This is a genomic window from Petrimonas sp., assembly GCF_963921705.1.
Classification (GTDB): domain Bacteria; phylum Bacteroidota; class Bacteroidia; order Bacteroidales; family Dysgonomonadaceae; genus Petrimonas; species Petrimonas sulfuriphila.
Window position 1 is genome coordinate 2,232,174 of record NZ_OY997410.1, and the last position, 24,078, is coordinate 2,256,251.

The following is a 24,078-nucleotide window of genomic DNA, read 5'->3' on the forward strand; positions in this document are numbered from 1 at the left end:
AAAAAATACAAAAACTCCCCGTTTTTTACAGTGATAACTCTAATCCGTCATAAGCAAGGGTAAAGGATGAGGGCAAATCCTTGCTTATCGCTTTATGCAAACCGATCTGATGACTCATATGTGTAAAATAGGTTTGTTCCGCTCCAATTTTTTTTGCCAACGAAAGAGCTTCTTCCAGTGTTTGGTGTGAAGGGTGTTTCTCCTTTCTCAATGCGCTTACTATCAGTATATCTAGGGCGGCGAGTTTGCTTAGCTCTTCGTCGGGCAAATATTTTACGTCGGTAAGGTAAGCGACATTATTTATCCGGAAACCTAAGATGGGGAGTTTAAAATGCATGACCCGGATAGGAATAACTTTTGTGTTATTTATAAAGAAAGGATGAAGGCCGTCGGTTGTTCGTATCCTGATATCCGGAACGCCGGTGTACCTTTGTTCTCCAAAACAATAGGGTATTCGTTGCATCAACGCGCTTTTCACTTTAGTTTCGGCAAAAACATCGACGGGTCCAAACCTGCAAAAAGGCCTTAAGTCGTCCATCCCGCCCACGTGATCATAATGTTCGTGGGTGATGAGCAACCCGTCAATTTTCCTGAAAGGCAAATCCATCACCTGTTGCCTGAAGTCGGGTGTGCAATCGATGATAAGGCGTGAATCAGCAGTCTCCACTTGAACAGAACATCTTAACCGTTTGTCTTTAGCATCGACTGATGTACATACTTCACAATTGCAACCTATTTCGGGAACTCCTGTAGATGTCCCCGTACCTAAAAACCGTACTTTCATTTTTTATTGTCCGTGTAAAATAATAAAAGCTACCCGTTTCAATAGCGGGCAGCTTTATTATACGTTCATTTCCTATTGGTCACCAGACATCCGGATCCGGTGTTTTAACATTTAATACTGTCTTTCTAAAATCCAAAGATCGTTGAAAGGAACGCCGTAAGTTCTTCGCAAGTAATCGGTATTGCCAAGGGCAGCATATTTTTGGTAAATCTCATCGCGTTTTGCAGCAGCCGATGCTTTGTCATCATAGCTTGCAACGATAACCCTGTACATGCCTTGCTCGTTTTCGGCCAGAATCACCGGATACCCTTCGTTTTGCATTCGTGCCTTCAACGATTCAGCATTAAGCTTTACACTTAAAGAAGCGATTACTACGCTGAAGTTCTTTAAATTGGCGGCATCTGAAGCAAGAACGGGTTCAACCTTCTCTTTTCTCACTGACACTTCAACCGGAGGCAGTGTGCCGGCATCTTTTACAACAGTTGGCTGTGACGCCGTTTGCTGCATTTCCCTTTCTTTGGCAGCTTCATATACTTGTTTATATGCACTTTGTTTTGGTTTACAGGAAATTGCTAAAACCAACATGGCAGAAAGCGCCATCATCAAATAGATTGATCTTTTCATTTGTGTCATTGTTTTATTGTTCGAATATCAAAACTAAAAGCAAAGATAGAAATAAGTAAATGATTATAACTCCTACAGATGTGAAAATAAATTAAATTGTTAAAAACATCTTTTCTCCAGACAGAAACTCAAGAGAACCAATGACTAAAGTTACAGTTTTTCGAGTTCGGAGAAGTTTATTTTCGGAATTTTGTTTTCCTTTTTCCTTGTGAATCTTGATTCGTAAAGAGTTGATTTGTTGAAGAATCCTCCGTTTTGAAGATAAAACAGGTTCTTTTGCTTGTTGTACCCGCCCCGGTAATCCAACCGGACTTGTTTTCGGGCAGTTTCATCGTATGTGAAAACCGATTCGCCGGCTTCTATCCATTTCCGGTTACTGGTCACAAACCATTGATTCCCAAACAATACCTTTCGGGTCAGGTATCCTTGTCCAGGAATAAAATTTTCGAGGAAAGAATGTGCACGGGTATAAAAAACATGGGTTTTGGGCCTAAGGAAGCTGGCTATCAGCCTCCATCGATTTTCATCGGAAGCAAAGAAATAAGAGGTATACACGGTGTTCCCCAGTCCGTCTGGCTTTATCCGGGTCAGGAATTTATAGGCCTTGCCGGCTTTCCAGTTGTACCGCAAAAAACTTTGTCCGCCCGAACCTTCGTTTCCAAATTCACCGATATAGACTCCTTCTCCTTTTCGTAAGAGTTTGATCTTTAAACTGTCGGGAATACGTTTTGGATCCTGTGTGTTGAACGGGCTCCAAACGGAGAACAGCACCCTTCGTTCGGTTTCGGAATTGCATTGAATTCCAAAATACCCTTCACCAAAACCGTTCGCCATGTAATAACTGCCCGGGATATCGTTTCCTGCCGGAACAGTGACTTCGTTATAAAACCATTCAACCGTATCTTCGGGCATTGTATAACGAAGATGAACAGAAGGCCCTCGCCTACCCCAATAGTCGGAGAAATCGTGCACATAAGTTGGTTGTTCCTCCGATTGAACAACAAACGATTCTATCTGGGCGAACTCTTTCCCTGACCTGCTTATACCCCGTAATTCTATGGGTTGATAACCCGTGTTGAGAATTTGAAAGATCCCTAGAGGAATTTTAAATCTTCCGGCAGGAACAGAAATTTTTGACCTCTTCCCTTGGAAAGTCGCTTCAATCACTGACTCTTTATCCGAATCTCCTTTTATTGAAATCACTATTTTTTCCGGTTTGTGGAAATAAACGAATGTCTTGATGACGGATTTTTCGTTGACCCATTCTTCAAGTCCGGACCGGGTGATGGATGCACCCTGTTGAAAAGAAGTCACGTAAGCATTTCCATTTAATTCAATTTCATACGTTACTTCTTGCGAAAACAAAAATAAGGCGGAACAGCAAAAGAGAACTGTTGAGCAAATCTTATTCATCTGTTTGAATTTATCTGCAAAGTTACGTGTAAAGACCAATAAAAACAACAAAGCCCCGGAAAAGGGCCTTGCTTTTTTTACTCGATAGTATGCTAATACTTGTTGTATTACTTTACCAATGTAACGGTGCCTACATCTTTTATCTCGCCTTTAACAACCGGAACACTCTCCATTACAAAATTAGTATATTCCGTTGCCGTGTCGGCAATAAACTCCACTTTCCACGTACCTTCGTCAATACCGGGGAACAAGAATTTACCGTCCTCTTCGGGCAGCGAAATCAATGTGTCCGTTGCTTTGGTAATTTGAACAAAAGCGTTGGCTTCCGGCGGGAGGACAAAACCTCTCAATGTGGCGCCCCAAGCTTCTGCGTACGTACGAATAACCGGTTTTAAAATGTACTTGTTATTTCCCGTAGCGACTACCGAACGCGCAGCATCAAAATCAATGACGAAACTGTACATCATGTCGGCAAGTAAAGTTTCGTGAAGATTGAACTTCAACCCGCTTGTTTGTGCTGATGGTGTCTTAAGGGGATACTCTGTTCCATCCTTAGTTTCCACATAGCTGTCGGGGCCCAGCAGTAACCTGACCTGGCTTATTTTTCCAGCGGGAATTTCTCCACCGGCCAAGGCGATCATTTCTCCGTTTCTGTAATCCAGCAAATTATACAATCCGGGGTTGCTAATGTTCAGGGTAACCCATTCAACTTCGTCTAATTCATCGGTGTCATCATAAAAAGGATCGTTGTCATCCTCGTAATATTCATCCGCTACTCCAACTTTAACGCCCTGTATGTCAATAACCACTTTGGCGTAATCTAATGATGGGGCATCGGTCAGTTTAAACTGAATTTGAGCTTTTCCACTGGTCAAGCCTTCATTTTCGTTTGTACATCCTACAGCAAAAAGCAACAATGCCACAATGGACAGTGTCGACAAGAGAATTTTAAATTTTTCTTTTCTCATAAAATTTGATGTTTTAGTTAAATGTTTTAGTTAAAATTTTTTTCGTCAAAAAAAGACCCGTTATTACGAGTGTTATAATAAAACACCTCAACTCTTGTGTTTGTTGTTGGGTTTTACTTAAGAAAAACAAAAAACACCCCCCCGTTTACTGGCAAAAAGATTAAAAAAGGGAAATTAGTACGACAAAACGTTTATTTTTTAAGGATAATCTTTGATTTTAACTCCCGTGTTTTGCCAGCAAATACGGAATCCACAAAAAGTGTATCCCGGTAACCCAGGCTCGAAGCCGATAAAACGGCAATTTCCCATTCACCTGCTTTCAGGCCTTTAAAAAGAAACATCCCATCGGATTTTTCGGGTATGGTGAATAGCGTATCCTTGTCTTTTACGATTTTGACGATAGGCATGGCTTCCACGGGCAGGGCATACCCTTTTAACGACCCGCCAAACGCTTCTGGAAAAATACGCAATACCGGTTTAAGAAAATAATTCCCGTTGGATTCGTAGAACGAAAGGGCCGCATTGATATCAATCATTATGCTGGTGATGTAATTGGCATAGAGGTTCTCATTGACCTCCACAATAATACCGTCTTTAATCTCGGAATCCAAAATAAGGTCTTTTTCCCCTGTGTCTGTTTTAATCTTTGAATTGTTTCCAAACGTTATTTTTATTTTTCGCAATACCCCGGCCGGGAAAAACTGATCGATAATCTGTTTTGATTTTCCGTTCGAAAGCGGAAGAACGTTGTAAACCCCTCCCTGGAAATCAAGGGTCGTCCATTTTTCATCGCTGGTGGTGTTGTCGGTAGTAGAGATTTCAATTTTCTGAATGTCTACGTTAAATTCCGATATCAGTAATACGGGAGCATCCGTAAGTTTTATTCTCAGCCGGGTGGCGTTTATGCTCGGATCGTTCTTGGAGCATCCCGTAAAAGAGATTGCAAAAAGAAAAAGGGAAAATAGGGTTAGAATAGCCTTCATTTTTAGTCAATTTACCGCAAAGATAACGAATAACGGAAAAAAGATACGAGAAAAAAACCAAAATGTGTTTTAAACATTTGTTTAAAACACTTGTTTAATAAATGGGGATTGTATACTTTTGCATCAAAAAAATAAACCTGAAAATGGAAGACTTGACTACGGAACAGAAAATAGCAGCAGCTGCGAGAAAAATATTCACCCAAAAAGGGTATGCGGCGACCAAGACGCGGGACATCGCGGAGGAAGCCGGAATAAACCTGGCATTGGTCAATTACTACTTCGGCAGCAAGGAAAATCTGTTCAAACAGGTTTTGAAGGAAAAATTTGAAGCTCTTTTCGGCTTGATGATGCCCGTTTTATCGGATAGAGATATTTCTCTGGATGAGAAAATCAGGCTTCTTGTCAAGAATTACACGAAATTGTTAATAGAAAATGAAGAGCTGCCCATTTTCGTGCTCAACGAACTAAGAAATAATGAAAATATATTTAACCCCATTTTACAGCAGGCGCGGACAATATCCCAGCCAACCATAGACGAGCAGCTTCAACACAACGGTTTTGCCATTTCCACACCTGACTTTATCATGAATATCGTCAGCCTGACCATCTTTCCCTTTATCGCCAAACCCCTGTTTATCACTTCAGGAATGGTGAAAGAAGAAGATTTTTTACAATTTATCGAAAACAGGGAAAAATTGATCCCTGAATGGATTTTTGCCATCTTAAAACAATCTCAGCAATGAAATACAGAAGATTTACATTATTTATACCGCTGTTTTTTATACCCGTGTTCACAGTTAATGCACAATCCCTCACTATCGAAGATTGTCAGGGGATGGCTCGCGAAAATTATCCAGCAATTGCACGGTTTAATGTCATTGAAAATATCAGGAGTTTTAATTTGGAAAACGCTAACAGAGCCTATTACCCGCAACTTTCCCTGAATGCAAAAGCAACATGGCAAAGCGATGTTACAAGGATTGATCTGGAGTTGCCTTCTAATTTTCCTCCTCTTGAGATTCCTATTCCCGATAAAGACCAGTATCAGGTCTATGGCCAATTGAATCAGCTTATCTGGGATGGTGGAAAGGTTTCAGCGCAAAAAGAGATGATCGTCGCCAATGCCGAAGTGGAGAAACAAAAACTTGAAACCGAAATCTATTCGCTTCAGGAACGGGTCAATCAGGTTTTTTTTGGTATTTTACTGCTTAACGAACAATTGACGCAACAGGGTATCCTGGAAAAAGAGTTGCAGCGAAACTTAGAGAAAGTGCAAAGCTACGTGTTAAACGGTGTGGCCAACGATGCCGATTTAAGCGCCGTAAAAGTGGAGCAACTAAAAACAAACCAGCAACGCATTCAAATGGAATCGGCGTTGGACAGTTATATCAAGATCCTTTCTGTTTTAACCGGACACCGTATAGACCCGAAAACCGTTTTTGTAAAACCACCGGTAGCTGAAGTGCCTGATCATGTGGTTATTGACCGTCCCGAGCTGCGGTTTTTTACGGCTCAGGAAAACCTGCTGAATTCACAAAAAACAGCCCTGACCGCCAGGAACAGGCCTGTTATCAGTGCGTTTGCCCAGGGCGGATACGGAAAGCCGGCATTGAACATGTTTGAAAATAAATTTAAACCGTATGTGATCGGAGGAGTGAGTTTCTCGTGGAATCTCGGCAGCCTGTATACCTACAAACAAGAGAAAAAAAGCATTGAACAGCAAAAAATGACGCTCGATTCAGAGCGTGAGACCTTTCTCTATAACCTGAACGTGCAGCTTCCGCAACAGCAAAACGAGATAAAAAAATACCGCCATACCATGCAGGATGATGACGAGATTATCCGGCTGAGAAAGCAAATAAAAGACGCTGCGGAAGCAAAAGTGGAGAACGGAACGCTGACGGTTTCTGATTTACTGCAGGAGATCAACGCTCTGGAAGCTGCCAGGCAGGCAAAATCACTGCACGAAATTCAATACCTGATGTCGGTTTACAAGCTAAAATTCACAACAAATTAAAATAGAAAATCAATACAAACAGCAACAATATGAAGCTAACAAAACTTTTTATTTTTCCGGTTATACTTTTTCTTCTTGCTTCCTGTTCAGGCAATGACAGCGACTACGACGCCACCGGATCGTTCGAGGCCACAGAAATTATTGTGTCGGCGCAGGGAAACGGTGAAATTCTGTCGCTGGACATTGCAGAAGGACAAACACTACAAGCCGGAGAAGTTGTGGGGCAGATAGACACCGTGCAACTTTTTCTACAAAAAATGAGCCTGGAGTCAAACGTCCAGGGCGTTCGGGTGCAACGTCCAAACATCGGTGCGCAAACAGCTGCCATTGAGAAGCAAATTCAAACGTTGCAACGGGAGCGCACCCGTACGCAGAACCTGGTTGAGGCAAACGCGGCAAATAAAAAGCAACTGGACGACATAAACGCTCAAATTGAAGTTTTACAAAAACAATTGTCGGCCCAAACCTCCACCTTACAAAAGAGCAGCGAGAATATATACGCACAAAGCTCCGCCTTGCAGATTCAGGTAGCGCAATTGGATGATTTGTTGAAAAAATGCACCATAAAAAGCCCTACTTCGGGTGTAGTGCTCAACAAATACGCCGAACGGGGTGAGCTTGCCGGTACGGGATCACCGCTTTTCAAAATCGCCGACATCGACAATATGTACCTACGTGCCTACATCACCAGCGATCAGCTATCCGGCATAAAACTTAACGATTCCGTAACCGTACGCGTGGATGCCGGAGAGGGTGACATGAAATCATACCCCGGTACCGTGTCGTGGATATCCGGAAAATCGGAATTCACGCCCAAAACGATTCAAACCAAAAATGAACGGGCAAACCTGGTGTATGCGATAAAAATTGCTGTAAAGAACGACGGTTTTCTTAAAATTGGCATGTACGGAGAAGTTAAATTCCGGAACCTGGAGGGAAGGCCATGATTACGGCAACAAATTTGCATAAAACGTACGGGAAGGTAACCGCGTTAAACGACCTTTCCTTTTCGGTAAACGACGGAGAAATCTTTGGTGTGATCGGGCCCGACGGTTCGGGGAAAACCACCCTTTTTCGCATTCTAGCCTCATTGTTGTTGCCTGATAGCGGATCTGCCGGAATAAATGGATGGGACTTAGTCAAAGATTTCCGGAAAATTCGTTGCATAATCGGATATATGCCGGGGAGATTTTCGCTTTATCCGGATTTGAGCGTGGAAGAAAACCTCAAGTTTTTTGCCACCGTTTTCAATACCACCCTGGAGGAGAACTACCCGCTTATCAAGGATATTTACCAACAGATTGAACCTTTTAAGAAACGCCGGGCGGGAGCATTGTCGGGCGGGATGAAACAGAAACTTGCTCTCAGTTGCGCGTTGATACACAAACCCGGAGTACTGATTCTTGACGAACCCACAACCGGTGTGGACCCTGTTTCCCGGAAAGAATTCTGGGTTATGCTGGAGCGGTTGAAATCCGAAGGGATAACCGTTTTGGTTTCCACGGCATATATGGACGAGGCAAGCCTATGCGACCGCATTGCGTTAATGCGCGAAGGAAGCTTTATCGCTACCGATACGCCGCAAAACATCATAAACCGTTATACAGAAACCTTGTGGACGGTACAAACTGAAAATTTATCGGCATCGTTGCACGATTTACGGGCGCATCCAAAGGTGAAAACCTGCTTTGCGTTCGGAAATGAACACCATGTTACCGTTCAGCCGGATTTACCGGTCGCCGGGCTTCAATACTATCTAAAAGAAAAAGGGTATTCAAAAGTGCAGATCAATGTTACGACGCCGACTGTGGAGGATTGTTTCATGGCGTTGACAAGTGAAACGTGAAGAATGGAAAGTGATATTGTAATAAATGTCTCGGGATTGACGAAAAAGTTTGGCAACTTCACCGCTGTTGACCGTATCTCCTTCGATGTCCGCAAAGGGGAAGTATTTGGTTTTCTGGGTGCTAACGGCGCTGGGAAGACCACTGCCATGCAGATGCTGTGCGGGATCAGCAAGCCTACATCAGGAAAAGGGACGGTGGCCGGATACGATATCCTGAAAGAAAACGAGAAGATAAAACGCAGCATCGGATATATGAGTCAGCGGTTTTCGTTGTACGAAGACCTGAAAGTATGGGAGAATATACGCCTTTTTGGTGGGATTTACGGGTTGACAGACAAAGAGATAAAAGAAAAAACGGATGAATTGCTTCACCGGTTGAGGTTCGAAAGTGAACGAAACACTTTGGTTAAATCCCTGCCGTTGGGTTGGAAGCAGAAACTCGCTTTTTCGGTAGCTGTTTTTCACACGCCTCAAATTGTTTTTCTTGATGAACCTACCGGCGGAGTCGATCCGGCCATGCGGCGCCAGTTCTGGGAAATGATTTACGAAGCTTCCGACCGTGGGATCACGGTTTTTGTAACCACGCACTACATGGATGAAGCCGAATATTGTCACCGAGTATCGATAATGGTCGACGGAAGAATTGAAACGTTGGACAGCCCCGGCAACCTCAAGGAAATTCATCAGGCGGAAAGCATGGATGAGGTATTCCGGAAGTTGGCCAGAAAAGCGACAAGAATGGATAATGGATAATAGACAATTGATATGAAGCAATTTCTCTCTTTCGTACATAAGGAATTCTACCACATACTCCGTGACGGACGCACCATGCTGATCCTTCTGGGAATGCCGGTTGTGCAGATTTTGTTGTTCGGATTCGCTATCAATATGGAAGTACAACATATCCGTACCGTGGTCTTCGATCCGGCACAAGATGCCGCCACACGCGATATTACCGAACGCCTGGCGGCGAATCCCTATTTCCATATGCAGGGATATGTGTACTCGCCCGATGAGATAAACAAGTTGCTGCAACGAGGGGAAACGGATGTGGCCATCGTGTACGAACAAAATTTCAACGAGAACCTTGTCCACGCAAAGAAAGCTCAACTGCAGATCATTGCCGACGCATCCAATCCAAATACGGGAACCATTGTCGCGAACTACGTGACGGCAAACGTTAGCGAATATCGCCCCCACATTCCTTATCGGATTGAAGTGGAGAACAAACTGCTTTACAATCCCGAAATGAAATCGGCATACACTTTTGTGCCCGGAATCATGGGATTGGTGCTGATGATAATCTGTGCCATCATGACTTCGATCTCCATCGTCCGGGAAAAGGAGCGCGGTACGATGGAAGTACTTCTGGCATCGCCGCTAAAACCAGGAACGGTACTGATTTCAAAAACGGTCCCTTACTTGGCACTCTCGTTCATCAACCTGATTACCATCCTGTTGTTGTCTTATTTTGTGTTGGATGTTCCTATCCAGGGAAATTTGGCCCTGCTGATTGCCGTATCGGTTCTTTTCATTTTCCTGGCGCTCTCTCTGGGTTTGCTTATTTCTACCCTCGTACAAACACAGGTAACCGCTGTGCTTATCTCGGGAATAGGACTGATGATGCCTACTTTGATCCTGTCAGGAATGATTTTCCCCATTGACAATATGCCTGAACCGTTGCAATGGGCATCATCGGTTGTACCTGCACGTTGGTACATTGCTGCGGTGAAAAAGGTGATGATCGAAGGACTGGGATTTACCCATGTGGCAAAAGAAGTAGGTATCCTTGCCGGGATGGTTGTTTTTCTTATCGGGGCAAGCATTGCGAAAATCAAAAACCGACTTTAAACAATTAAAACAACATGAGTCAACTTAAATACCTCATTGAGAAAGAGTTCAAGCAGATCAGCAGGAATGCGATTATACCCAAGATGATCGTGCTGTATCCGGTTTTGGTACTGTTGATCTTTCCGTGGGCGATTAATTTTGAAGTGAAGAACATACAAATCCACGTGGTGGACAATGCCAGAAGTGTCTACTCCCAACGGTTGATAAACAAAATAGATGCATCAGCTTATTTTATTCTTACGGGTGTATCCACCCGTTACAACGATGCCATTGGCGATATAGAGAAAGAAAAGGCGGATATTGTCTTGGAAATTCCCGCTTCATTCGACACCGATATGGTGAAGGAGCGACGTGCTAAGGTAATGATTTCAGCAAACGCTGTAAACAGTACACAGGGGTTGTTGGGGAACAATTACCTGACGCAGATTATCAATGATTATTCGCAGGAACTTCGTACTGAACTCTTTCCGGCATCCGAACTGTCGGATGCATCGCACATTGATGCGGTAACCGATTACCGTTACAACAAGCGCCTCGATTACAAAACCTTTATGCTGCCGGCGTTTATTGTACTCATGATGACGCTGATATGCGGTATTTTGCCTTCACTGAACATCGTGATTGAAAAAGAGACCGGCACCATCCAGCAGATCAACGCAACGCCGGTAAGCAAATTTAATTTTATTCTGGCAAAACTTATTCCGTACTGGATTATCGGGCTTGTTATCCTGACCCTGTCGTTCTTGGTCACGTGGGTGATTTACGGATTGCTTCCGTCGGGAAGTTTTGCCACGCTGTATATCTCCGCCGTTGTTTTCCTGCTGGGGATTACCGGATTGGGAATCATCATCTCCAACTATTCCGACACGTTACAGCAGTCGATGTTTCTGGTTATGTTTTTTATTCTGATCATTATCCTGCTCAGCGGGATGTTCACCCCTGTTTCCGCCATGCCCGGGTGGGCACAGGCTGTCGCTTATGCCAATCCCCTCACCTACTTCATCGAGATCATGCGGCTCGTATATCTGAAGGGCAGTGCATTGCCCGATCTTTTTAAGCCGTTGATGTGGCTAACCGGGTTTGCGGTGTTCTTCAATACGTGGGCGGTATTGAGTTATAAAAAACGTGGCTGAATAATTGAGAATAGGCTATTGAAACAAAAGTGCAAGAAAAGTGTTATTAAAAATATGAAACAAAACATTTCCACAATCGTTATTCTTGCCGTAGTCCTGTTAACGGGAGCGGCCTGTAACCGACAAGCGAAAGAAGCTGCCGGCGGTATTCAACAGCCTCCTAAGACAACTGTTGAAAAAACGGAGCAACTTTCGAAAAACCTTCACGACAAATTAATGTCGTCCTTCAGCCCCAACTGGGAAATGGAGGAACCGGCAGCAACCGACTACCCTCCATACTACGGTGGCTCTTTTATCGACAACGATGGAAAATTTGTGATCTGTGTGGTGGGGAATCCGGAACAGTACCGTCCGGTATTAGCCTCGATTCTTGGAACTGATGATTTTCTGACTGAACCCTGTACCTATTCTTACCGTGAAATGATGCAGGTGATGGATCGTCTCGACCAGTTCCTCAGCAATTCGTCCGTCCCGGCCGACCATCCCTTTCTAACCCGTTTTGCCGGTGCCGGTGCCGACGTTTTTGAGAACAGGGTGGTTGTTCAGTTGACGGAAATGAATGATGACGCCATACAATCCTTCAAAAAAGACATTTCCAATTCTCCGGCCGTTAAATTTGAAAAGGGAGAGGCGCCGGTTTTGATGTAAGAATGAAAAGAAACCCTACTAAAAATGACAGATTACAAAAATGAAGATGCACTTGTCCTTTTTTCAGGAGGACAAGATTCTACCACCTGCCTGTTTTGGGCAAAACAAACTTTTAGAAACGTTGAAGCGTTGTGCTTTTCCTACGGACAACGGCATTCGCTGGAAGTAGAGATTGCCCGGAACATTGCCGAAATAGCCGGTGTGTCGTTTCAGCTGCTCGATGCTTCCGTTATCTCCCACCTATCGCCCAATTCGTTAACAGACGCGTCCATTGTTATGGATGAAGAACAACCTGCCGGTTCATATCCCAATACGTTTGTGCCGGGACGAAACATGTTATTTATCACATTTGCGGCAGCTGTCGCTTATGCAAAAAACATCAAGCATCTGGTAACAGGCGTTTCCGAGGCTGATTACAGCGGATACCCCGATTGCAGGGACACGTTTATCCATTCGTTAAACGCAACGATAAACCTTGCTATGGATAAGCATTTTGTCATCCACACCCCACTGATGCACCGGGATAAAGCAAAAGTATGGGCACTTGCCGACGATCTAGGGGTCTTTGATATCGTAAAAAATGAAACACTTACTTGCTACAACGGAATTAAAGCCGGGGGGTGCGGACACTGCCCCGCATGTAAGTTACGCAACCGGGGATTACAGGAATATCTTGCGGATAGAAAGTAAAACTTACCGTGTACACAAAAATGCGCCATGAAACCAGCCTGTAAATTCGTAAGCTTTTTCTTGGAAATTACTCATATTACTCGGTTTTTGATCAGTTTGTTCATTACCGGTGGTGCCTTTTTTCTGATAGAAAGAGAGGTCCCCGTTCTTTTTCGCTTAATGATTGCCTGGATTATTTTTTCGTGTGTTTTTCTAATCCTCAGTTGGATGGTTATCTTTTTGCGTCAGGTAGATCAGATTAAGAAAAAAGCGGTGGAAGATGACGGGAGTACAATATTTGTGTTCTTCATGGTGATCATCTCTTCTTTTACCAATATTTTTATCGTTCTGTTGTTGATGATGTCCAAGGATCAAACATTCATGGAAAACCCTTTTTTCGTTCCTCTTAATGTGGCAGGTATCCTTTTGAGTTGGGCGATGATGCATACGATTTATGTCTTTCATTACGCTCATGAATATTACAATGGAACGGGAATTAAAGGCGAACGATTTACGGGAGGACTGGACTTTCCTTCAGAGAAAAACCCCGATTATATGGACTTTGCGTATTTCTCTTTTGTGATGGGCTCTACCTTTCAGGTTTCCGATGTTTCTATTGTTTCGAAGAGAATACGCCGTATTGCACTGGTGCATGGAGTCCTGTCTTTTTTGTTCAACACTTTTGTTGTGGCTCTTACCATTAACATTATTGCGGGACTCATGAAGTGACCGTATTATCAGAAACGCTTAAATAATAGGAGAACGGCGGATCGGATTTTCTCTTCTACAGAAAAACAGGAGAATATTTTATTTGTATTTTTTTTCGTATTATATTTGAAGAATAATCGACTTACAATTGAAATTATGTCTCAAACCGAAAACTTAAGCCTTCTCGGCAAAAAAACAGCATACAAGCAAGATTACGCTCCCGAGGTATTGGAAGCTTTTGAAAACAAGCACCAAAGTAACGATTACTGGGTTACCTTTGATTGTCCCGAGTTCACGAGTTTATGTCCCATAACAGGACAACCCGACTTCGCCACCATACGGATCGATTATATTCCCGACGTAAAAATGGTAGAGAGCAAATCGTTAAAGATCTATCTGTTCAGTTTTCGCAATCACGGTGCTTTTCACGAGGATTGTGTCAACATCATTATGAAAGACCTCATCGGGTTGATGGATCCGAAGTATATTGAAGTTACCGGAGTTTTTACTCCCCGCGGCGGCATCAGCATTTATCCGTATGTCAACTACGGCCGTTCCGGTACCCGATATGAGAGATTGGCTGAGGAAAGACTGTTTAACCATTCGTTTCCCCTAAATACCTGAAAATATGAAAAAGTTATCGCGTCGCAAATTTATCCAGGCATCCGTTGCGCTGGGAGCCGGATCTGTTTTACTGCCTGAGAATGTACTTGCACAGGGAATGATCCTCAATGCGGAGAGGGAGAGCACGGTTTTAAAAGGCAAGAAAGTTTTGTATGTTTATGGGGGCTGGGATGGCCATGAACCTCGGCAGTCCGTCGACATCTTCGTGCCGTGGCTCCGAGCTGAAGGTGCGGAGGTAATTGTTTCCGATAAACTGGATACGTATGCCGACAAGGAACTGATGGAGTCCCTTGATCTTATCGTTCAGGTTGTCACGATGGCCAAAATAACGCAGGAGCAGGAAAAAGGGCTGCTGGAAGCTGTTAAGGCAGGATGCGGTTTTGCCGGATGGCACGGAGGAATCGGGGATTCTTTCCGGGAAAATACGGAATATCAGTTTATGGTTGGCGGACAATGGGTGGCTCATCCCGGCGGAATTATCGATTACCGGGTGAAGATTACCGATCATAAGGATGAAGTTACCCGGGGATTGAACGATTTTGACATGCACTCCGAACAGTATTTCGTACACGTCGATCCCAACGTGAAAGTGCTTGCCTCAACGACTTTTACTGGAGAGCATTCCTCATGGATTGATGGATGTGTTGTTCCTGTCGCGTGGAAAAAGTACTACGGAACCGGACGAGTTTTTTACTCCTCCCTGGGGCACGTAATGAGTGACTTTAACGTTCTGCAGGCCCTGGAGATTCAAAAGAGGGGAATCCGATGGGCGGCCGAAAGCAAATACCGGCCGAAAGAACAATGGGTCAGTCCCGTGTATAAGTAACGGCTTAATTTTTCTTAGGCTCGTAATAGCGTACCCAGTCGATATACATCTCTACGGGTAGCTCCGCCGGATTGACAGCCCCTACCCAACTGCCGCCCAGCTGCATGTCGAGCAACAGGTAGAACTCCTGGTCAGCAAATGGAAATTGCCCTTCCTGAGAAGTTGTAATCCGCGGATAATTTTTTGTCCGGGTGCCGTTCACATAGAAAACCAGGCTGTCCGGGTATTTTTCAAGGGCGTATACGTTGTAGGTATCGGGATTCATACCCACAATGGAACTGGCTGGCGGATTAACCCGTAAACTGTCGGTTTGTGTATACCTGGAATGTACGGTTTGATAAATAAGCTTGTCGTGGCTTAACCTTTCCATAATGTCTATTTCACCTCCATCAGGCCATTTTCCTTCTTTCGGGAGCATCCAGAATGCAGGCCAGGCACCTTTAGCAGGATTTAATTTTGCCTTTATCTCCAAACGACCCAGTCCGAATGTCCGTTTGTCTTTGGTATAAACCCCGCCCGTCAGAAAAGGAGCCGTATCGTTGGGTAAAACGTGGTTCTGGATACCCCTCAGCACCAGGTTACCGTCTTTCATAACATACAGTCCGTCGTAATCGCTCATGTAATTGTTCCAATCGCTTTTTCCCCGGGGAATTTTAGTCCATTGGGTAGTATCCAGTTGTTTCCCTTTGAAATCGTCTTCCCAGACCAGTGTCCATTTATCATTTTTCGGATCGCTTTTTTTTTGTTCCGAACAAGCGGAAAGATTCAACAATAGGGCCGGCATGAGAACCAGCAAAAAAGAGTTTTTCATTATTTCGTGATTTTAATTGTCTACAAATGTAAGAAAAATAAAACAGTTAATTAACCGGAAACCAAAACACCCGATTTTGCAGCGTTTTGCAAAACCGGGTGTTTTTACAACGATTAATCCCGTTTCTCACGGTTCCCTGTATTTGCAACAAGCGGGCAAAGCGTTATAGACCTCGTCAGGTGCTTTGTCCTTGTCGGTATCGTGTCCAGCTGCGGCAATAGCCTTACTGATAGTCTCAATACTGGTTTTGTCGGGATCAAAATTCAGATGGAGTTCTTGCTTTTCCATATCCCAGCTTGCAAAAGTGACGTTTTCCACACTCTTTGCTGCCTTCTCGATACGATCCTTGCACATTTCACAACTTCCCTTTACGCCAAGCATGGCATGCTCTTCGTTGACCGTTCCGGGTGTCATCTCTATGTGCTCTCTCTCCGTTTTATTTTCTTTGGAGGTTCCTGAATTGCAGGAAATGAACAATAATCCGCTCAGTGCAAATGTCACTAAAATTTTTGTTTTCATTTTTGTTTTCACTTTTTGGTTTGTAAATCTGATTATTAATCTCTGTACTTGCAGCAAGAAGGTAACGCATCATATGTAGCCTTGTCTGCTTTGTATTTATCGGTATCGTGCCCGGCTTTGGCAATGGCTTTGCTAACAGCATCGACCGATGTTTTGGCCGGATCAAAATCAAGATGTAGTTGTTTTGTATTTAAATTCCAACTGGCAGTATTAACTCCAATAACTGATTTCGCAGCTTTTTCTATACGATCTTTACACATTTCACACAATCCCTGCACCGCCAGCATCGCATGTTCACTGCCCGAAGCGGCGGCCTGCATGTTGTGACCCTCATAACCCGTAGCTGGTGCCGTGGTTGCAGGAGTGGATCCATTCATTGTATGTCCTTCATGCCCCGTAACGGCCCGGCCCACTTCATCGTTCATCATGCTTCGTTTTCCAGCCAGTTGAGCACTGGCATCGATGGTAAAGGTGCCGTTAGTCACGATTTCATTCCCCTCGTTGAGGCCGGACAGAACCACGTAGGCATCTCCCAGCGACGGCCCAACTTCTATTTCCCGGAGCAGGAACGCCGGCGTTTCCGTATCCGGCTGCTTCACATAGACGATGGATCGTTTCCCGGTCCAAAGAATAGCCGACTTGGGTACAACAATTTCATTGTTATATTGTTTCAGCGGTGCACGGATGAAGGCATTGGCATACATCTCCGGTTTCAGTTCCATGCGGGGGTTGGCTGTCTCTACCCGCACCTTTGCTGTCCGCGTGGACGGATCGAGGATAGGATTGATAAAGGAGATTTTTCCCGAGAATGTTTTGCCTGGCAACGACTGGAGTGTATATTCCAGCCGGTCGCCCACTTTCAGGAAAGGGAGGTCCGATTCGTACGCATCGAACAGGGCCCAGACCTGTGATAAGTTGGCTACATCAAAGAGCACAGTACCGGTATTTACATAGTCACCCTGGTTCACTTTCTTTGCCATCACGACTCCACTTGTGGTGGCAGTCACATTGATCAGCGGAGAGACCTCGCCCGATTGTTCAATGCGCGCAATCTGTTCATCCGTCAGCTTCCATAGCCGCATTTTTTCCCGTACTGCCTGTAATAGTGCAGGCTGAAGGTCTTTCATTTTTACCGCCTCAATCAGTTCCTGCTGGGCATTTAACAACTCAGGGGAGTAGATGGTGGCGATGGGTTGTCCGCGGCGTACACTTTCGCCGGTGAAAGAGACATACAGCCTTTCGATGCGTCCGCTCACGTGCGATGTTTGCGATTGAGAAAGCCGCTCATCCACTTGGATGGTACCGTAAAGCTGCACTTCCTTCACCGGATTTTGTCTGCTTACGATCGTGGTTTGCACATTGGCTAGTGCAGCCGCTTCAACGGAGAGCTGAATAGCATCCGGATCGACGGAGATATCGCCCGATCCGTTGGTTTGCAAAGGAATCAGGTCCATTCCGCAAATGGGGCAATCACCGGGTTCTTCCATCCTTATCTGTGGATGCATGGAGCAAGTCCAAACTGAGGAATCCTCTCCGTGATCATGGTCATGATGGCCGACCGGAGATGTTACATCTCCGCCGGAAGGGCTACCGGAGAAAATTAGCCAGCCGAGAAATAATCCGGCCAGCAGGATCAGCCCGTACCTGAGGTAAGGGCGATGGAGAATTTTTTGTATTTTATGCTTATTCATAATGATTGTCTTGAGTTAATTGTTGGATGTTTGAAAAGAACGCAATTTCCGGATGGAAGCCACCTTTGTGTTGTATTCGGCAATGGCTTCAGCTTGTCGCAACCGGTAATCTAACAGTTGCCGTTGAACCTGGATCACGTTGGTAAGATCACTTTTTGCTGAGACAAACTCCTGTACCACCAGTTGATAGGCTGTCAGCGCCAGTTGTTCCTGTTTCCGGTAAAGCGCGATCTTTCGCTCCGCATCATCGAGCTGGTGTTTCAGCCGTAACAAGTCGGATTGAAGTGTGTTCAGCGTGTTTCGGTACTTTTCCCGGGCTGCCTGCTGCATAAACCGGCTTTCCCGTTGTTGTGCCTTGTATTTGTTCCGGTAAATGGGAAGGGTGATGGAAATCATGGGCATGACCATGTCCATACCGCTCATGCCGTTGTCCATTCCCTGATCCATCGGTGTTGCAGCGTTTTTGCCGATCAGCATGTACTGCAGCCCGATGCCAAACATGGGATAACTCATTTTTTTTTCCATCTCACCTTTTGCCCGGAAAACCTGTTCCTCTTCCATCAACATACCTAGCATAGGGTTTTGGTTTTCAATCTCTCCCAGAGAAACGGCCTCATCAAAAAGAAAGGAAACTTTTGCTATGGAATCGGGCAGGGTTACTTCAAGACCTGTGGGACGACTTAATAACGCGTTGAATCTGGCTTTTTCAGCTGCAATCTCCGAAAGAATGCTTTCAATATTATTTTCGATTTCAACTACTTCCAGTTGTACACGGAGCACATCCGACATGCCTGGGGCAATGCTACCCATACCTGAAGACATACTACCTCCTGAACCGCTCATACTGGACATAGAGGAAGAGGAGGTACCGGAAGAAGTTGTGGATCCCCCCATCGAAACCATCCCCGCCATGCCACCGCCAGTTGGTGATGAGCTGCTGCTTTTTGTCGCCGGAGAAGGAGCAGGTACAGAATAACCTGAAGTAGAACCACTGAACGGAGAGGATACTTTGCGAAGGGCAAGCTCTTCGAGTTGTTTCAACAGTTGCAGATTCTCACGGTTGTTATTGAGCTGTTCCACCAGTGTAGAAAGAACGTACCACTGGGTATATACCTCCAGGTAAAGGTTGTCGCGTGTCTCCCTGAATTGTTCATACGCCATCTTCGCCATATGGGTGGCTTCGGTCTGTGCCGTCTTTTTGGTTCCAAACCAGGGGAACATCTGCATGAGGGTAAAATCGGCGATCTGCCGCCCACCCACAATGTCCATCGGCTTAAGAAAAAAACCGATATCCAGCTCCGGATCGGGCCAAGAACCGGCCTGCGGCACTTTTTCAAGTGAAGCTTTGTAAGTCAGGAAGTCAGCATTCAGCCCCGGATTATTCCTGCCGGCGACTTCAAGGTAGTGGCTGAGCGAATCCGTTTCCTGTGCGAAGATGGATATTATGCTCCAGGTAATCGCCACGGTTGCGGTAAGAAAAAGTCTTAATCTTATGTTGTGTTGCATAATGTTTTGTATTTTATTCGTTGATATGTCCCTGTTTTCTGATAGCCCATTCCCTCCACATGCATTGCAATACGGGGACGATGAAAATCGTCATCGTCTGGATCAACATGCCTCCGAATGTGGGTATTGACATGGGTACCATGATGTCCGATCCCCTTCCCGTAGAGGTCAGAATCGGCAGCAGTGCGATGAGTGTGACGGAAGTGGTCATGGCAGCGGGGCGAACCCGGCGCAGCCCGGCAAACACCACTGCCTCCCTGATTTCTTCCTTTGTCTGCGGGTTCCGCTCCAGGAACGTGTCGTGAATGAATGATCCCATCAACACGCCATCACTGGTGGAAATACCGAACAGGGCAATAAAGCCAACCCATACCGCGATACTCAGGTTGATGGGATGTATCTGAAAAACATCACGCAAGTTAACATCACCCAGGTTGATGTCCAGGAACCAGGGTTGCCCGTAAAGCCACAACAAGATGAATCCACCCGCGAATGCTACAAATACGCCGGAGAAATGGATAAAAGCTGCGGTGAACGATTTAAACTGAAAATGAAGGATCAGTATTATCAGTACCAGACAGGCAGGAATCAGTATGGAAAGACGTTTCGCTGCACGTGCCTGTTGCTCGTAGTTTCCCGCGAAATGGTAGGAAACCCCTTTTGGAAGTTCCAGTTCCCCGGTTCTTATTTTCTCCTGAAGTACCCTCCGGGCTTCCTGTACCACATCTACCTCGGCCTTGTCAGCTACCTTGTCGAAGATCACATACCCTATCAGGAAGGTATTCTCGCTTTGGATCATCTGCGCACCCCGAGTGTAAGTGATATCGGCCACGTCACCCAGCGGAATCTGTGCACCGGTTGCGGTCGGCACGATGATACGTGCCAGCTCCTCGGGATTTTCCCGCAATTCGCGGGGGTAGCGCAGCCTTACCGGAAAGCGTTCGCGCCCTTCTACCGTGGTAGTCAGCGGCATTCCGCCGACGGCCGCGCCGATTACGTCCTGCAGGTCGGCTACAGTAAGGCCGTAACGGGCCATATGCTGCCTGTTCAGGTTGATTTCAATATAGGGAGCACCCACAGCGCGGTCGTAAAACACGGTAGAGGGCAAGACGGAAGGTACGTCTTTCAATGCCTCTTCTAGTGCTTTACCCCCTTGTTCGATGGCCTCCAGGTTAGGCCCCGACACCTTTACGCCCATGGGGGCGCGCATGCCCGTAGACAACATCACGGTACGTGCTTCGATGGGTTGCAGTTTCGGAGCCGAGGTGAGCCCGGGTATGTGGGATACATTGATGATCTCTTTCCAGATATCGTCCTCGTTTTTGATTTCCGGGCGCCATTGCCTGAAGTACTCTCCTCCCCTGTCTGCAACCAGGCTGTCGGCTGGTATCAGCCTGAATCCGTCCTTGGGATTGTAGGTGGATTGATCGATCAGGACATAGGCACCGTCGCGGTTGACTTTGAAGCGTTGGCGATGGCCGTCCTGATCGACAATAAACTCGGGACGGTAATTGATGGTATTTTCGAACATCTGTGTCGGTGCCGGGTCGAGAGCCGAATTGACACGTCCCCATTTCCCCACGGTCATCTCCACCTCTGGAATATTGCTGATACGCTTATCCAGCGTTTCAATATATTGCAGATTCTGCTCGATACCGGTATGGGGCATGCTGGTCGGCATCAGCAGGAAAGATCCTTCGTTCAGGCTGGGCATGAATTCTTCTCCGATACCGGGAAAAGTACGGTTGGCCGCCTGCCATACCCCGGTCTGCCGGAACGATTTCCAGCCTACTGTTTCAAAACCTTTGGCCACAAACCCAAAAAGCGAATCGAAGCCAAACCAGATCGTCACACCCAAAAGTAACGTGAGTGCGGGGAGGATCATAAACTTCCAGCGATTGGCCAGACACCAGCGGATCAGGAATTCGTAATTTGAAATCAGGGTCTCGAAAAAGGCCAGGATCAGAGCGATGCTGACTATCACAACAATGAAATTCACGACAAAACCGCTGTGAGGACCTACAGGCATCCATTCTGAAGTAAGCAGGTATAGGGCTGCCAGAACGGCAATAGCCGCACTGATATAGGTGGTTGTCTTGGTATTTTTCCATTTGTGAGCAAGCAGGTTGCTGAACCCGAAAAGGGAAATGAAAAGCACCAGGAATGTGCCCGAGAAGGCGTACCACACAATACCGCCCACAATAAGCAAGACATTGAACACCCTCTTCACTTTCTTTGAAGAGAGACCGATTGAAAAAACGTAATAGGCCAGGGTCGGCACTACAGTCATACCCAGCACGAGTGCACTCACCAGGGTGATGGTCTTTGTGTAGGCCAACGGCTTGAAGAGCTTACCTTCCTGAGCTTCCAGGAAGAAAACGGGGATAAAACTGACAATGGTGGTCAGCATGGCTACGATTGTGGGTACCGATACCTCGCTGACACTCCTGTAAATCAGGTCCACAAATGCCTGACCTTTCGTGATTCCCTTGTTTGCCGGCTTCTCCATATGTTGAATGATGTTTTCCACAAACACCACACCGATGTCGACCATCACACCTACGGCAATGGCAATACCGGAAAGGGCGACAATGTTGGCGTCGATCCGCAGGAGACGCATGACAATAAAAGTAAGCAATACCGTCAGGGGCAATAATCCGGATACAATAAACGAAGCTTTTAGGCTCATAAGAATGACAATGATCACGATGACGCTGATTAGGATCTCATGCGACAAATCTTCCTGTAGGGTGCCGATAGTCTCCTGGATCAGGCCTGAACGATCATAGAACGGAACCACCGTCACTTTGGTTACAGTCCCGTCGGCCAGGGTCTTTTGCGGAAGTCCCGACTCCATCTCTTCGATTTTTGCCTTCACGTTGTTGATCACATGAAGCGGGTTGGATCCGTAACGGGCCACCACCACACCGCCCACGGCTTCCACTCCTTCCTTGTCGAGCCCTCCGCGCCGGGTCGCGGGCCCCAGTGTGACAAAGGCCACATCCTTTATTTTTACCGGCACGCCATTCCGGACGGTTATTACCGCTTCTTCAAGGTCAGACACATGCCTGATGTATCCCAGCCCTCGGACCAGGTACTCCACCTTATTGATCTCGGCCGTTTCAGCACCAATGTCCAGGTTACTCTTTTGTACGGCAGTCATCACATCCATGATGGTGATGTTATAGGCCCGGAGTGCGTTGGGATTCACCTCCACCTGGTACTCTTTCACAAAACCTCCGACGGAGGCGACTTCGGCTACTCCTTCGGCTGAGGAAAGCGTGTACTTGGCATAGAAATCCTGTACCGTCCGCAGCTCTTCCGGATCCCAGCCTCCCGTAGGCTCTCCCGTCTCCGGATTCCGCCCTTCGAGAGTATACCAGAATATCTGCCCCAGTGCGGTCGCATCAGGGCCAAGGCCGGGTTGGACACCGTCGGGTAACGTTCCGGGCGGGAGTGAATTGAGTTTTTCCAATATCCGGGAGCGGCTCCAGTAAAATTCGATATTTTCTTCGAAGATGATGTAGATAAACGACATCCCGAACATGGAGGTACTTCGGATGGTTTTCACTCCCGGGATACCCAGCAGTGAAGTGGTTAGCGGATAGGTAATCTGCTCCTGTATATCTTTGGGTGAACGCCCCATCCATTCAGTGGCCACAATCTGTTGATTGTCACCCAGGTCGGGAATGGCATCCACCGGTATGGGGTCGCGCGGCAGCAGGCTGTTCCAGTTAAACGGTGCCGTGGATATCCCCCATGCAATGATGACAACAAGCAGTAACAGGGTAATTAACCTATTATTCAGAAAATGCTTGATTATTTTGTTTAGCATAATGATTTTATTCAATTGTTGAACAACTTATTTTATCTGTTGGTAAATAAATGCACATAAGTGTCCCGTCAATAACCGGTAATTGCGATCATTGACAATCGAAAAAATCAAATGCGGTAGATGCAGATGTAATCGCGGATACTTACATCTTGCAGAAAAAGCCCTTTGGGCGGAAAGTCATTTTGAAGTAAAAGGGTATTGGGTTCGGCAATTGTCCCCCCAAGCAGGTTATACAGGGTAAGCCATACATTTTCAAACGTGAGGGACAATTTATCTGAATTAAACTCCTGTATTTGTTTCTGATAATCGTCTGTTGCAACCTGAATGGTTTCAAAGTCGCAGCAATCATCCAGGGCTTTATTCAAACTGCAATTCGGATTGTCAGAAGAATGGGTTCCGCAGCAGGAGTGTCCTTTTGTTCCCGGCTGGCAGCACGACGACTCGTCGTTACTAGCAAACAACCCCCAGGAATACAACTCTCCTTCACAGAAATGCATGGCTATAACCGGTTGAACAGCAACCAGCGCCATGATATTCAGTAAAAATAGAGCCAACCCTTTTTTCATTTTAGTTCCTTCAATTATTATGGTATGAACAACAACTGCTCAAGAAAGTTGACAAA

The 24,078-nt window shown here is 45.8% G+C and carries 23 protein-coding genes; 12 read left to right on the forward strand and 11 right to left on the reverse strand.

The window, feature by feature from the left end:
* Nucleotides 1-25 precede the first annotated feature (25 nt).
* The 5 genes from AACM02_RS09260 to AACM02_RS09280 form a co-directional block, all read right to left on the reverse strand.
* Nucleotides 26-784, reverse strand: coding sequence for an MBL fold metallo-hydrolase (locus tag AACM02_RS09260; RefSeq protein WP_339116777.1), 759 nt, complete (start codon nt 782-784; stop codon nt 26-28).
* A 111-nt stretch (nt 785-895) separates the two neighbouring features.
* Nucleotides 896-1,408 carry an SPOR domain-containing protein gene (locus tag AACM02_RS09265; protein WP_339116778.1) on the reverse strand — a complete coding sequence of 171 codons (513 nt, stop codon included), beginning with the start codon at nt 1,406-1,408 and terminating at the stop codon, nt 896-898.
* A gap of 150 nt (nt 1,409-1,558) precedes the next feature.
* A complete protein-coding gene (locus tag AACM02_RS09270) occupies nt 1,559-2,821 on the reverse strand; it encodes a DUF3472 domain-containing protein (RefSeq protein ID WP_339116779.1) in 1,263 nt (420 codons plus the stop codon).
* Between the two features lie 107 nt (nt 2,822-2,928).
* Nucleotides 2,929-3,789: a DUF4382 domain-containing protein gene (locus tag AACM02_RS09275; RefSeq protein WP_339116780.1), complete on the reverse strand. Its 861-nt coding sequence runs from the start codon at nt 3,787-3,789 to the stop codon at nt 2,929-2,931.
* 191 nt (nt 3,790-3,980) lie between these two features.
* Entirely contained in the window at nt 3,981-4,772 is a 792-nt protein-coding gene (locus AACM02_RS09280; protein WP_214063136.1) for a DUF4382 domain-containing protein, read from the reverse strand.
* Between the two features lie 143 nt (nt 4,773-4,915).
* Between AACM02_RS09280 and AACM02_RS09285 the strand changes: the two genes are divergently transcribed.
* The 12 genes from AACM02_RS09285 to AACM02_RS09340 all read left to right on the forward strand — a co-directional run bounded on the left by AACM02_RS09285 (nt 4,916) and on the right by AACM02_RS09340 (nt 15,094).
* Nucleotides 4,916-5,515 (forward strand): TetR/AcrR family transcriptional regulator, encoded by a 600-nt coding sequence (locus tag AACM02_RS09285; RefSeq protein WP_214063135.1) that lies wholly within the window; start codon nt 4,916-4,918, stop codon nt 5,513-5,515.
* Nucleotides 5,512-6,789 (forward strand): TolC family protein, encoded by a 1,278-nt coding sequence (locus tag AACM02_RS09290; RefSeq protein ID WP_339116781.1) that lies wholly within the window; start codon nt 5,512-5,514, stop codon nt 6,787-6,789. Before AACM02_RS09285 ends, AACM02_RS09290 begins: the two co-directional genes overlap by 4 nt.
* A 29-nt stretch (nt 6,790-6,818) precedes the next feature.
* Nucleotides 6,819-7,736, forward strand: a complete 918-nt coding sequence (locus AACM02_RS09295) for an HlyD family efflux transporter periplasmic adaptor subunit (protein ID WP_339116782.1) — start codon at nt 6,819-6,821, stop codon at nt 7,734-7,736.
* A complete protein-coding gene (locus AACM02_RS09300; protein WP_339116783.1) occupies nt 7,733-8,635 on the forward strand; it encodes an ABC transporter ATP-binding protein in 903 nt (300 codons plus the stop codon). Before AACM02_RS09295 ends, AACM02_RS09300 begins: the two co-directional genes overlap by 4 nt.
* Nucleotides 8,636-8,638: 3 nt before the next feature.
* Complete coding sequence (locus AACM02_RS09305) at nt 8,639-9,388, forward strand: ABC transporter ATP-binding protein (RefSeq protein ID WP_332456707.1); 750 nt, start codon at nt 8,639-8,641, stop codon at nt 9,386-9,388.
* Between the two features lie 12 nt (nt 9,389-9,400).
* Nucleotides 9,401-10,486, forward strand: a complete 1,086-nt coding sequence (locus AACM02_RS09310; protein ID WP_339116784.1) for an ABC transporter permease — start codon at nt 9,401-9,403, stop codon at nt 10,484-10,486.
* A 14-nt stretch (nt 10,487-10,500) separates the two neighbouring features.
* A complete protein-coding gene (locus AACM02_RS09315; RefSeq protein WP_332456706.1) occupies nt 10,501-11,619 on the forward strand; it encodes an ABC transporter permease in 1,119 nt (372 codons plus the stop codon).
* A gap of 54 nt (nt 11,620-11,673) precedes the next feature.
* Complete coding sequence (locus AACM02_RS09320) at nt 11,674-12,267, forward strand: hypothetical protein (RefSeq protein ID WP_332456705.1); 594 nt, start codon at nt 11,674-11,676, stop codon at nt 12,265-12,267.
* A gap of 24 nt (nt 12,268-12,291) precedes the next feature.
* Entirely contained in the window at nt 12,292-12,957 is a 666-nt protein-coding gene (gene queC / locus AACM02_RS09325; RefSeq protein ID WP_339116785.1) for a 7-cyano-7-deazaguanine synthase QueC, read from the forward strand.
* A 159-nt stretch (nt 12,958-13,116) separates the two neighbouring features.
* Complete coding sequence (locus AACM02_RS09330; RefSeq protein WP_339117451.1) at nt 13,117-13,665, forward strand: DUF1345 domain-containing protein; 549 nt, start codon at nt 13,117-13,119, stop codon at nt 13,663-13,665.
* A gap of 135 nt (nt 13,666-13,800) precedes the next feature.
* The gene (gene queF, locus AACM02_RS09335) at nt 13,801-14,268 is read left to right on the forward strand and encodes a preQ(1) synthase (RefSeq protein ID WP_214025744.1); all 468 of its coding nucleotides are present in this window, start codon (nt 13,801-13,803) and stop codon (nt 14,266-14,268) included.
* Between the two features lie 4 nt (nt 14,269-14,272).
* On the forward strand, nt 14,273-15,094 hold the full coding sequence (locus AACM02_RS09340) for a ThuA domain-containing protein (RefSeq protein WP_339116786.1): 822 nt from the start codon (nt 14,273-14,275) through the stop codon (nt 15,092-15,094).
* Between the two features lie 4 nt (nt 15,095-15,098).
* On the opposite strand, the gene AACM02_RS09345 is transcribed toward AACM02_RS09340, so the two are convergent.
* The 6 genes from AACM02_RS09345 to AACM02_RS09370 all read right to left on the reverse strand — a co-directional run bounded on the left by AACM02_RS09345 (nt 15,099) and on the right by AACM02_RS09370 (nt 24,022).
* Nucleotides 15,099-15,878, reverse strand: coding sequence for a glycoside hydrolase family 16 protein (locus AACM02_RS09345; protein WP_339117452.1), 780 nt, complete (start codon nt 15,876-15,878; stop codon nt 15,099-15,101).
* A gap of 153 nt (nt 15,879-16,031) precedes the next feature.
* The gene (locus AACM02_RS09350; RefSeq protein WP_214063544.1) at nt 16,032-16,424 is read right to left on the reverse strand and encodes a heavy-metal-associated domain-containing protein; all 393 of its coding nucleotides are present in this window, start codon (nt 16,422-16,424) and stop codon (nt 16,032-16,034) included.
* A 35-nt stretch (nt 16,425-16,459) separates the two neighbouring features.
* Entirely contained in the window at nt 16,460-18,115 is a 1,656-nt protein-coding gene (locus AACM02_RS09355) for an efflux RND transporter periplasmic adaptor subunit (protein WP_339116787.1), read from the reverse strand.
* A 15-nt stretch (nt 18,116-18,130) separates the two neighbouring features.
* Nucleotides 18,131-19,621: a TolC family protein gene (locus AACM02_RS09360; RefSeq protein WP_339116788.1), complete on the reverse strand. Its 1,491-nt coding sequence runs from the start codon at nt 19,619-19,621 to the stop codon at nt 18,131-18,133.
* A 13-nt stretch (nt 19,622-19,634) separates the two neighbouring features.
* Nucleotides 19,635-23,456, reverse strand: coding sequence for an efflux RND transporter permease subunit (locus AACM02_RS09365; RefSeq protein ID WP_339116789.1), 3,822 nt, complete (start codon nt 23,454-23,456; stop codon nt 19,635-19,637).
* A gap of 107 nt (nt 23,457-23,563) precedes the next feature.
* Nucleotides 23,564-24,022, reverse strand: a complete 459-nt coding sequence (locus tag AACM02_RS09370; protein WP_332456698.1) for a hypothetical protein — start codon at nt 24,020-24,022, stop codon at nt 23,564-23,566.
* Between the last annotated feature and the right edge of the window lie 56 nt (nt 24,023-24,078).

Excerpts from the sequence above, each read along its gene's own strand:
- AACM02_RS09260 (WP_339116777.1), bottom strand. The coding sequence starts at position 784 with ATGAAAGTACGGTTTTTAGGTACGGGGACATCTACAGGAGTTCCCGAA.
- AACM02_RS09265 (WP_339116778.1), bottom strand. The coding sequence starts at position 1,408 with ATGAAAAGATCAATCTATTTGATGATGGCGCTTTCTGCCATGTTGGTT.
- AACM02_RS09270 (WP_339116779.1), bottom strand. The coding sequence starts at position 2,821 with ATGAATAAGATTTGCTCAACAGTTCTCTTTTGCTGTTCCGCCTTATTT.
- AACM02_RS09275 (WP_339116780.1), bottom strand. The coding sequence starts at position 3,789 with ATGAGAAAAGAAAAATTTAAAATTCTCTTGTCGACACTGTCCATTGTG.
- AACM02_RS09280 (WP_214063136.1), bottom strand. The coding sequence starts at position 4,772 with ATGAAGGCTATTCTAACCCTATTTTCCCTTTTTCTTTTTGCAATCTCT.
- AACM02_RS09285 (WP_214063135.1), top strand. The coding sequence starts at position 4,916 with ATGGAAGACTTGACTACGGAACAGAAAATAGCAGCAGCTGCGAGAAAA.
- AACM02_RS09290 (WP_339116781.1), top strand. The coding sequence starts at position 5,512 with ATGAAATACAGAAGATTTACATTATTTATACCGCTGTTTTTTATACCC.
- AACM02_RS09295 (WP_339116782.1), top strand. The coding sequence starts at position 6,819 with ATGAAGCTAACAAAACTTTTTATTTTTCCGGTTATACTTTTTCTTCTT.
- AACM02_RS09300 (WP_339116783.1), top strand. The coding sequence starts at position 7,733 with ATGATTACGGCAACAAATTTGCATAAAACGTACGGGAAGGTAACCGCG.
- AACM02_RS09305 (WP_332456707.1), top strand. The coding sequence starts at position 8,639 with ATGGAAAGTGATATTGTAATAAATGTCTCGGGATTGACGAAAAAGTTT.
- AACM02_RS09310 (WP_339116784.1), top strand. The coding sequence starts at position 9,401 with ATGAAGCAATTTCTCTCTTTCGTACATAAGGAATTCTACCACATACTC.
- AACM02_RS09315 (WP_332456706.1), top strand. The coding sequence starts at position 10,501 with ATGAGTCAACTTAAATACCTCATTGAGAAAGAGTTCAAGCAGATCAGC.
- AACM02_RS09320 (WP_332456705.1), top strand. The coding sequence starts at position 11,674 with ATGAAACAAAACATTTCCACAATCGTTATTCTTGCCGTAGTCCTGTTA.
- queC (WP_339116785.1), top strand. The coding sequence starts at position 12,292 with ATGACAGATTACAAAAATGAAGATGCACTTGTCCTTTTTTCAGGAGGA.
- AACM02_RS09330 (WP_339117451.1), top strand. The coding sequence starts at position 13,117 with ATGATTGCCTGGATTATTTTTTCGTGTGTTTTTCTAATCCTCAGTTGG.
- queF (WP_214025744.1), top strand. The coding sequence starts at position 13,801 with ATGTCTCAAACCGAAAACTTAAGCCTTCTCGGCAAAAAAACAGCATAC.
- AACM02_RS09340 (WP_339116786.1), top strand. The coding sequence starts at position 14,273 with ATGAAAAAGTTATCGCGTCGCAAATTTATCCAGGCATCCGTTGCGCTG.
- AACM02_RS09345 (WP_339117452.1), bottom strand. The coding sequence starts at position 15,878 with ATGCCGGCCCTATTGTTGAATCTTTCCGCTTGTTCGGAACAAAAAAAA.
- AACM02_RS09350 (WP_214063544.1), bottom strand. The coding sequence starts at position 16,424 with ATGAAAACAAAAATTTTAGTGACATTTGCACTGAGCGGATTATTGTTC.
- AACM02_RS09355 (WP_339116787.1), bottom strand. The coding sequence starts at position 18,115 with ATGAATAAGCATAAAATACAAAAAATTCTCCATCGCCCTTACCTCAGG.
- AACM02_RS09360 (WP_339116788.1), bottom strand. The coding sequence starts at position 19,621 with ATGCAACACAACATAAGATTAAGACTTTTTCTTACCGCAACCGTGGCG.
- AACM02_RS09365 (WP_339116789.1), bottom strand. The coding sequence starts at position 23,456 with ATGCTAAACAAAATAATCAAGCATTTTCTGAATAATAGGTTAATTACC.
- AACM02_RS09370 (WP_332456698.1), bottom strand. The coding sequence starts at position 24,022 with ATGAAAAAAGGGTTGGCTCTATTTTTACTGAATATCATGGCGCTGGTT.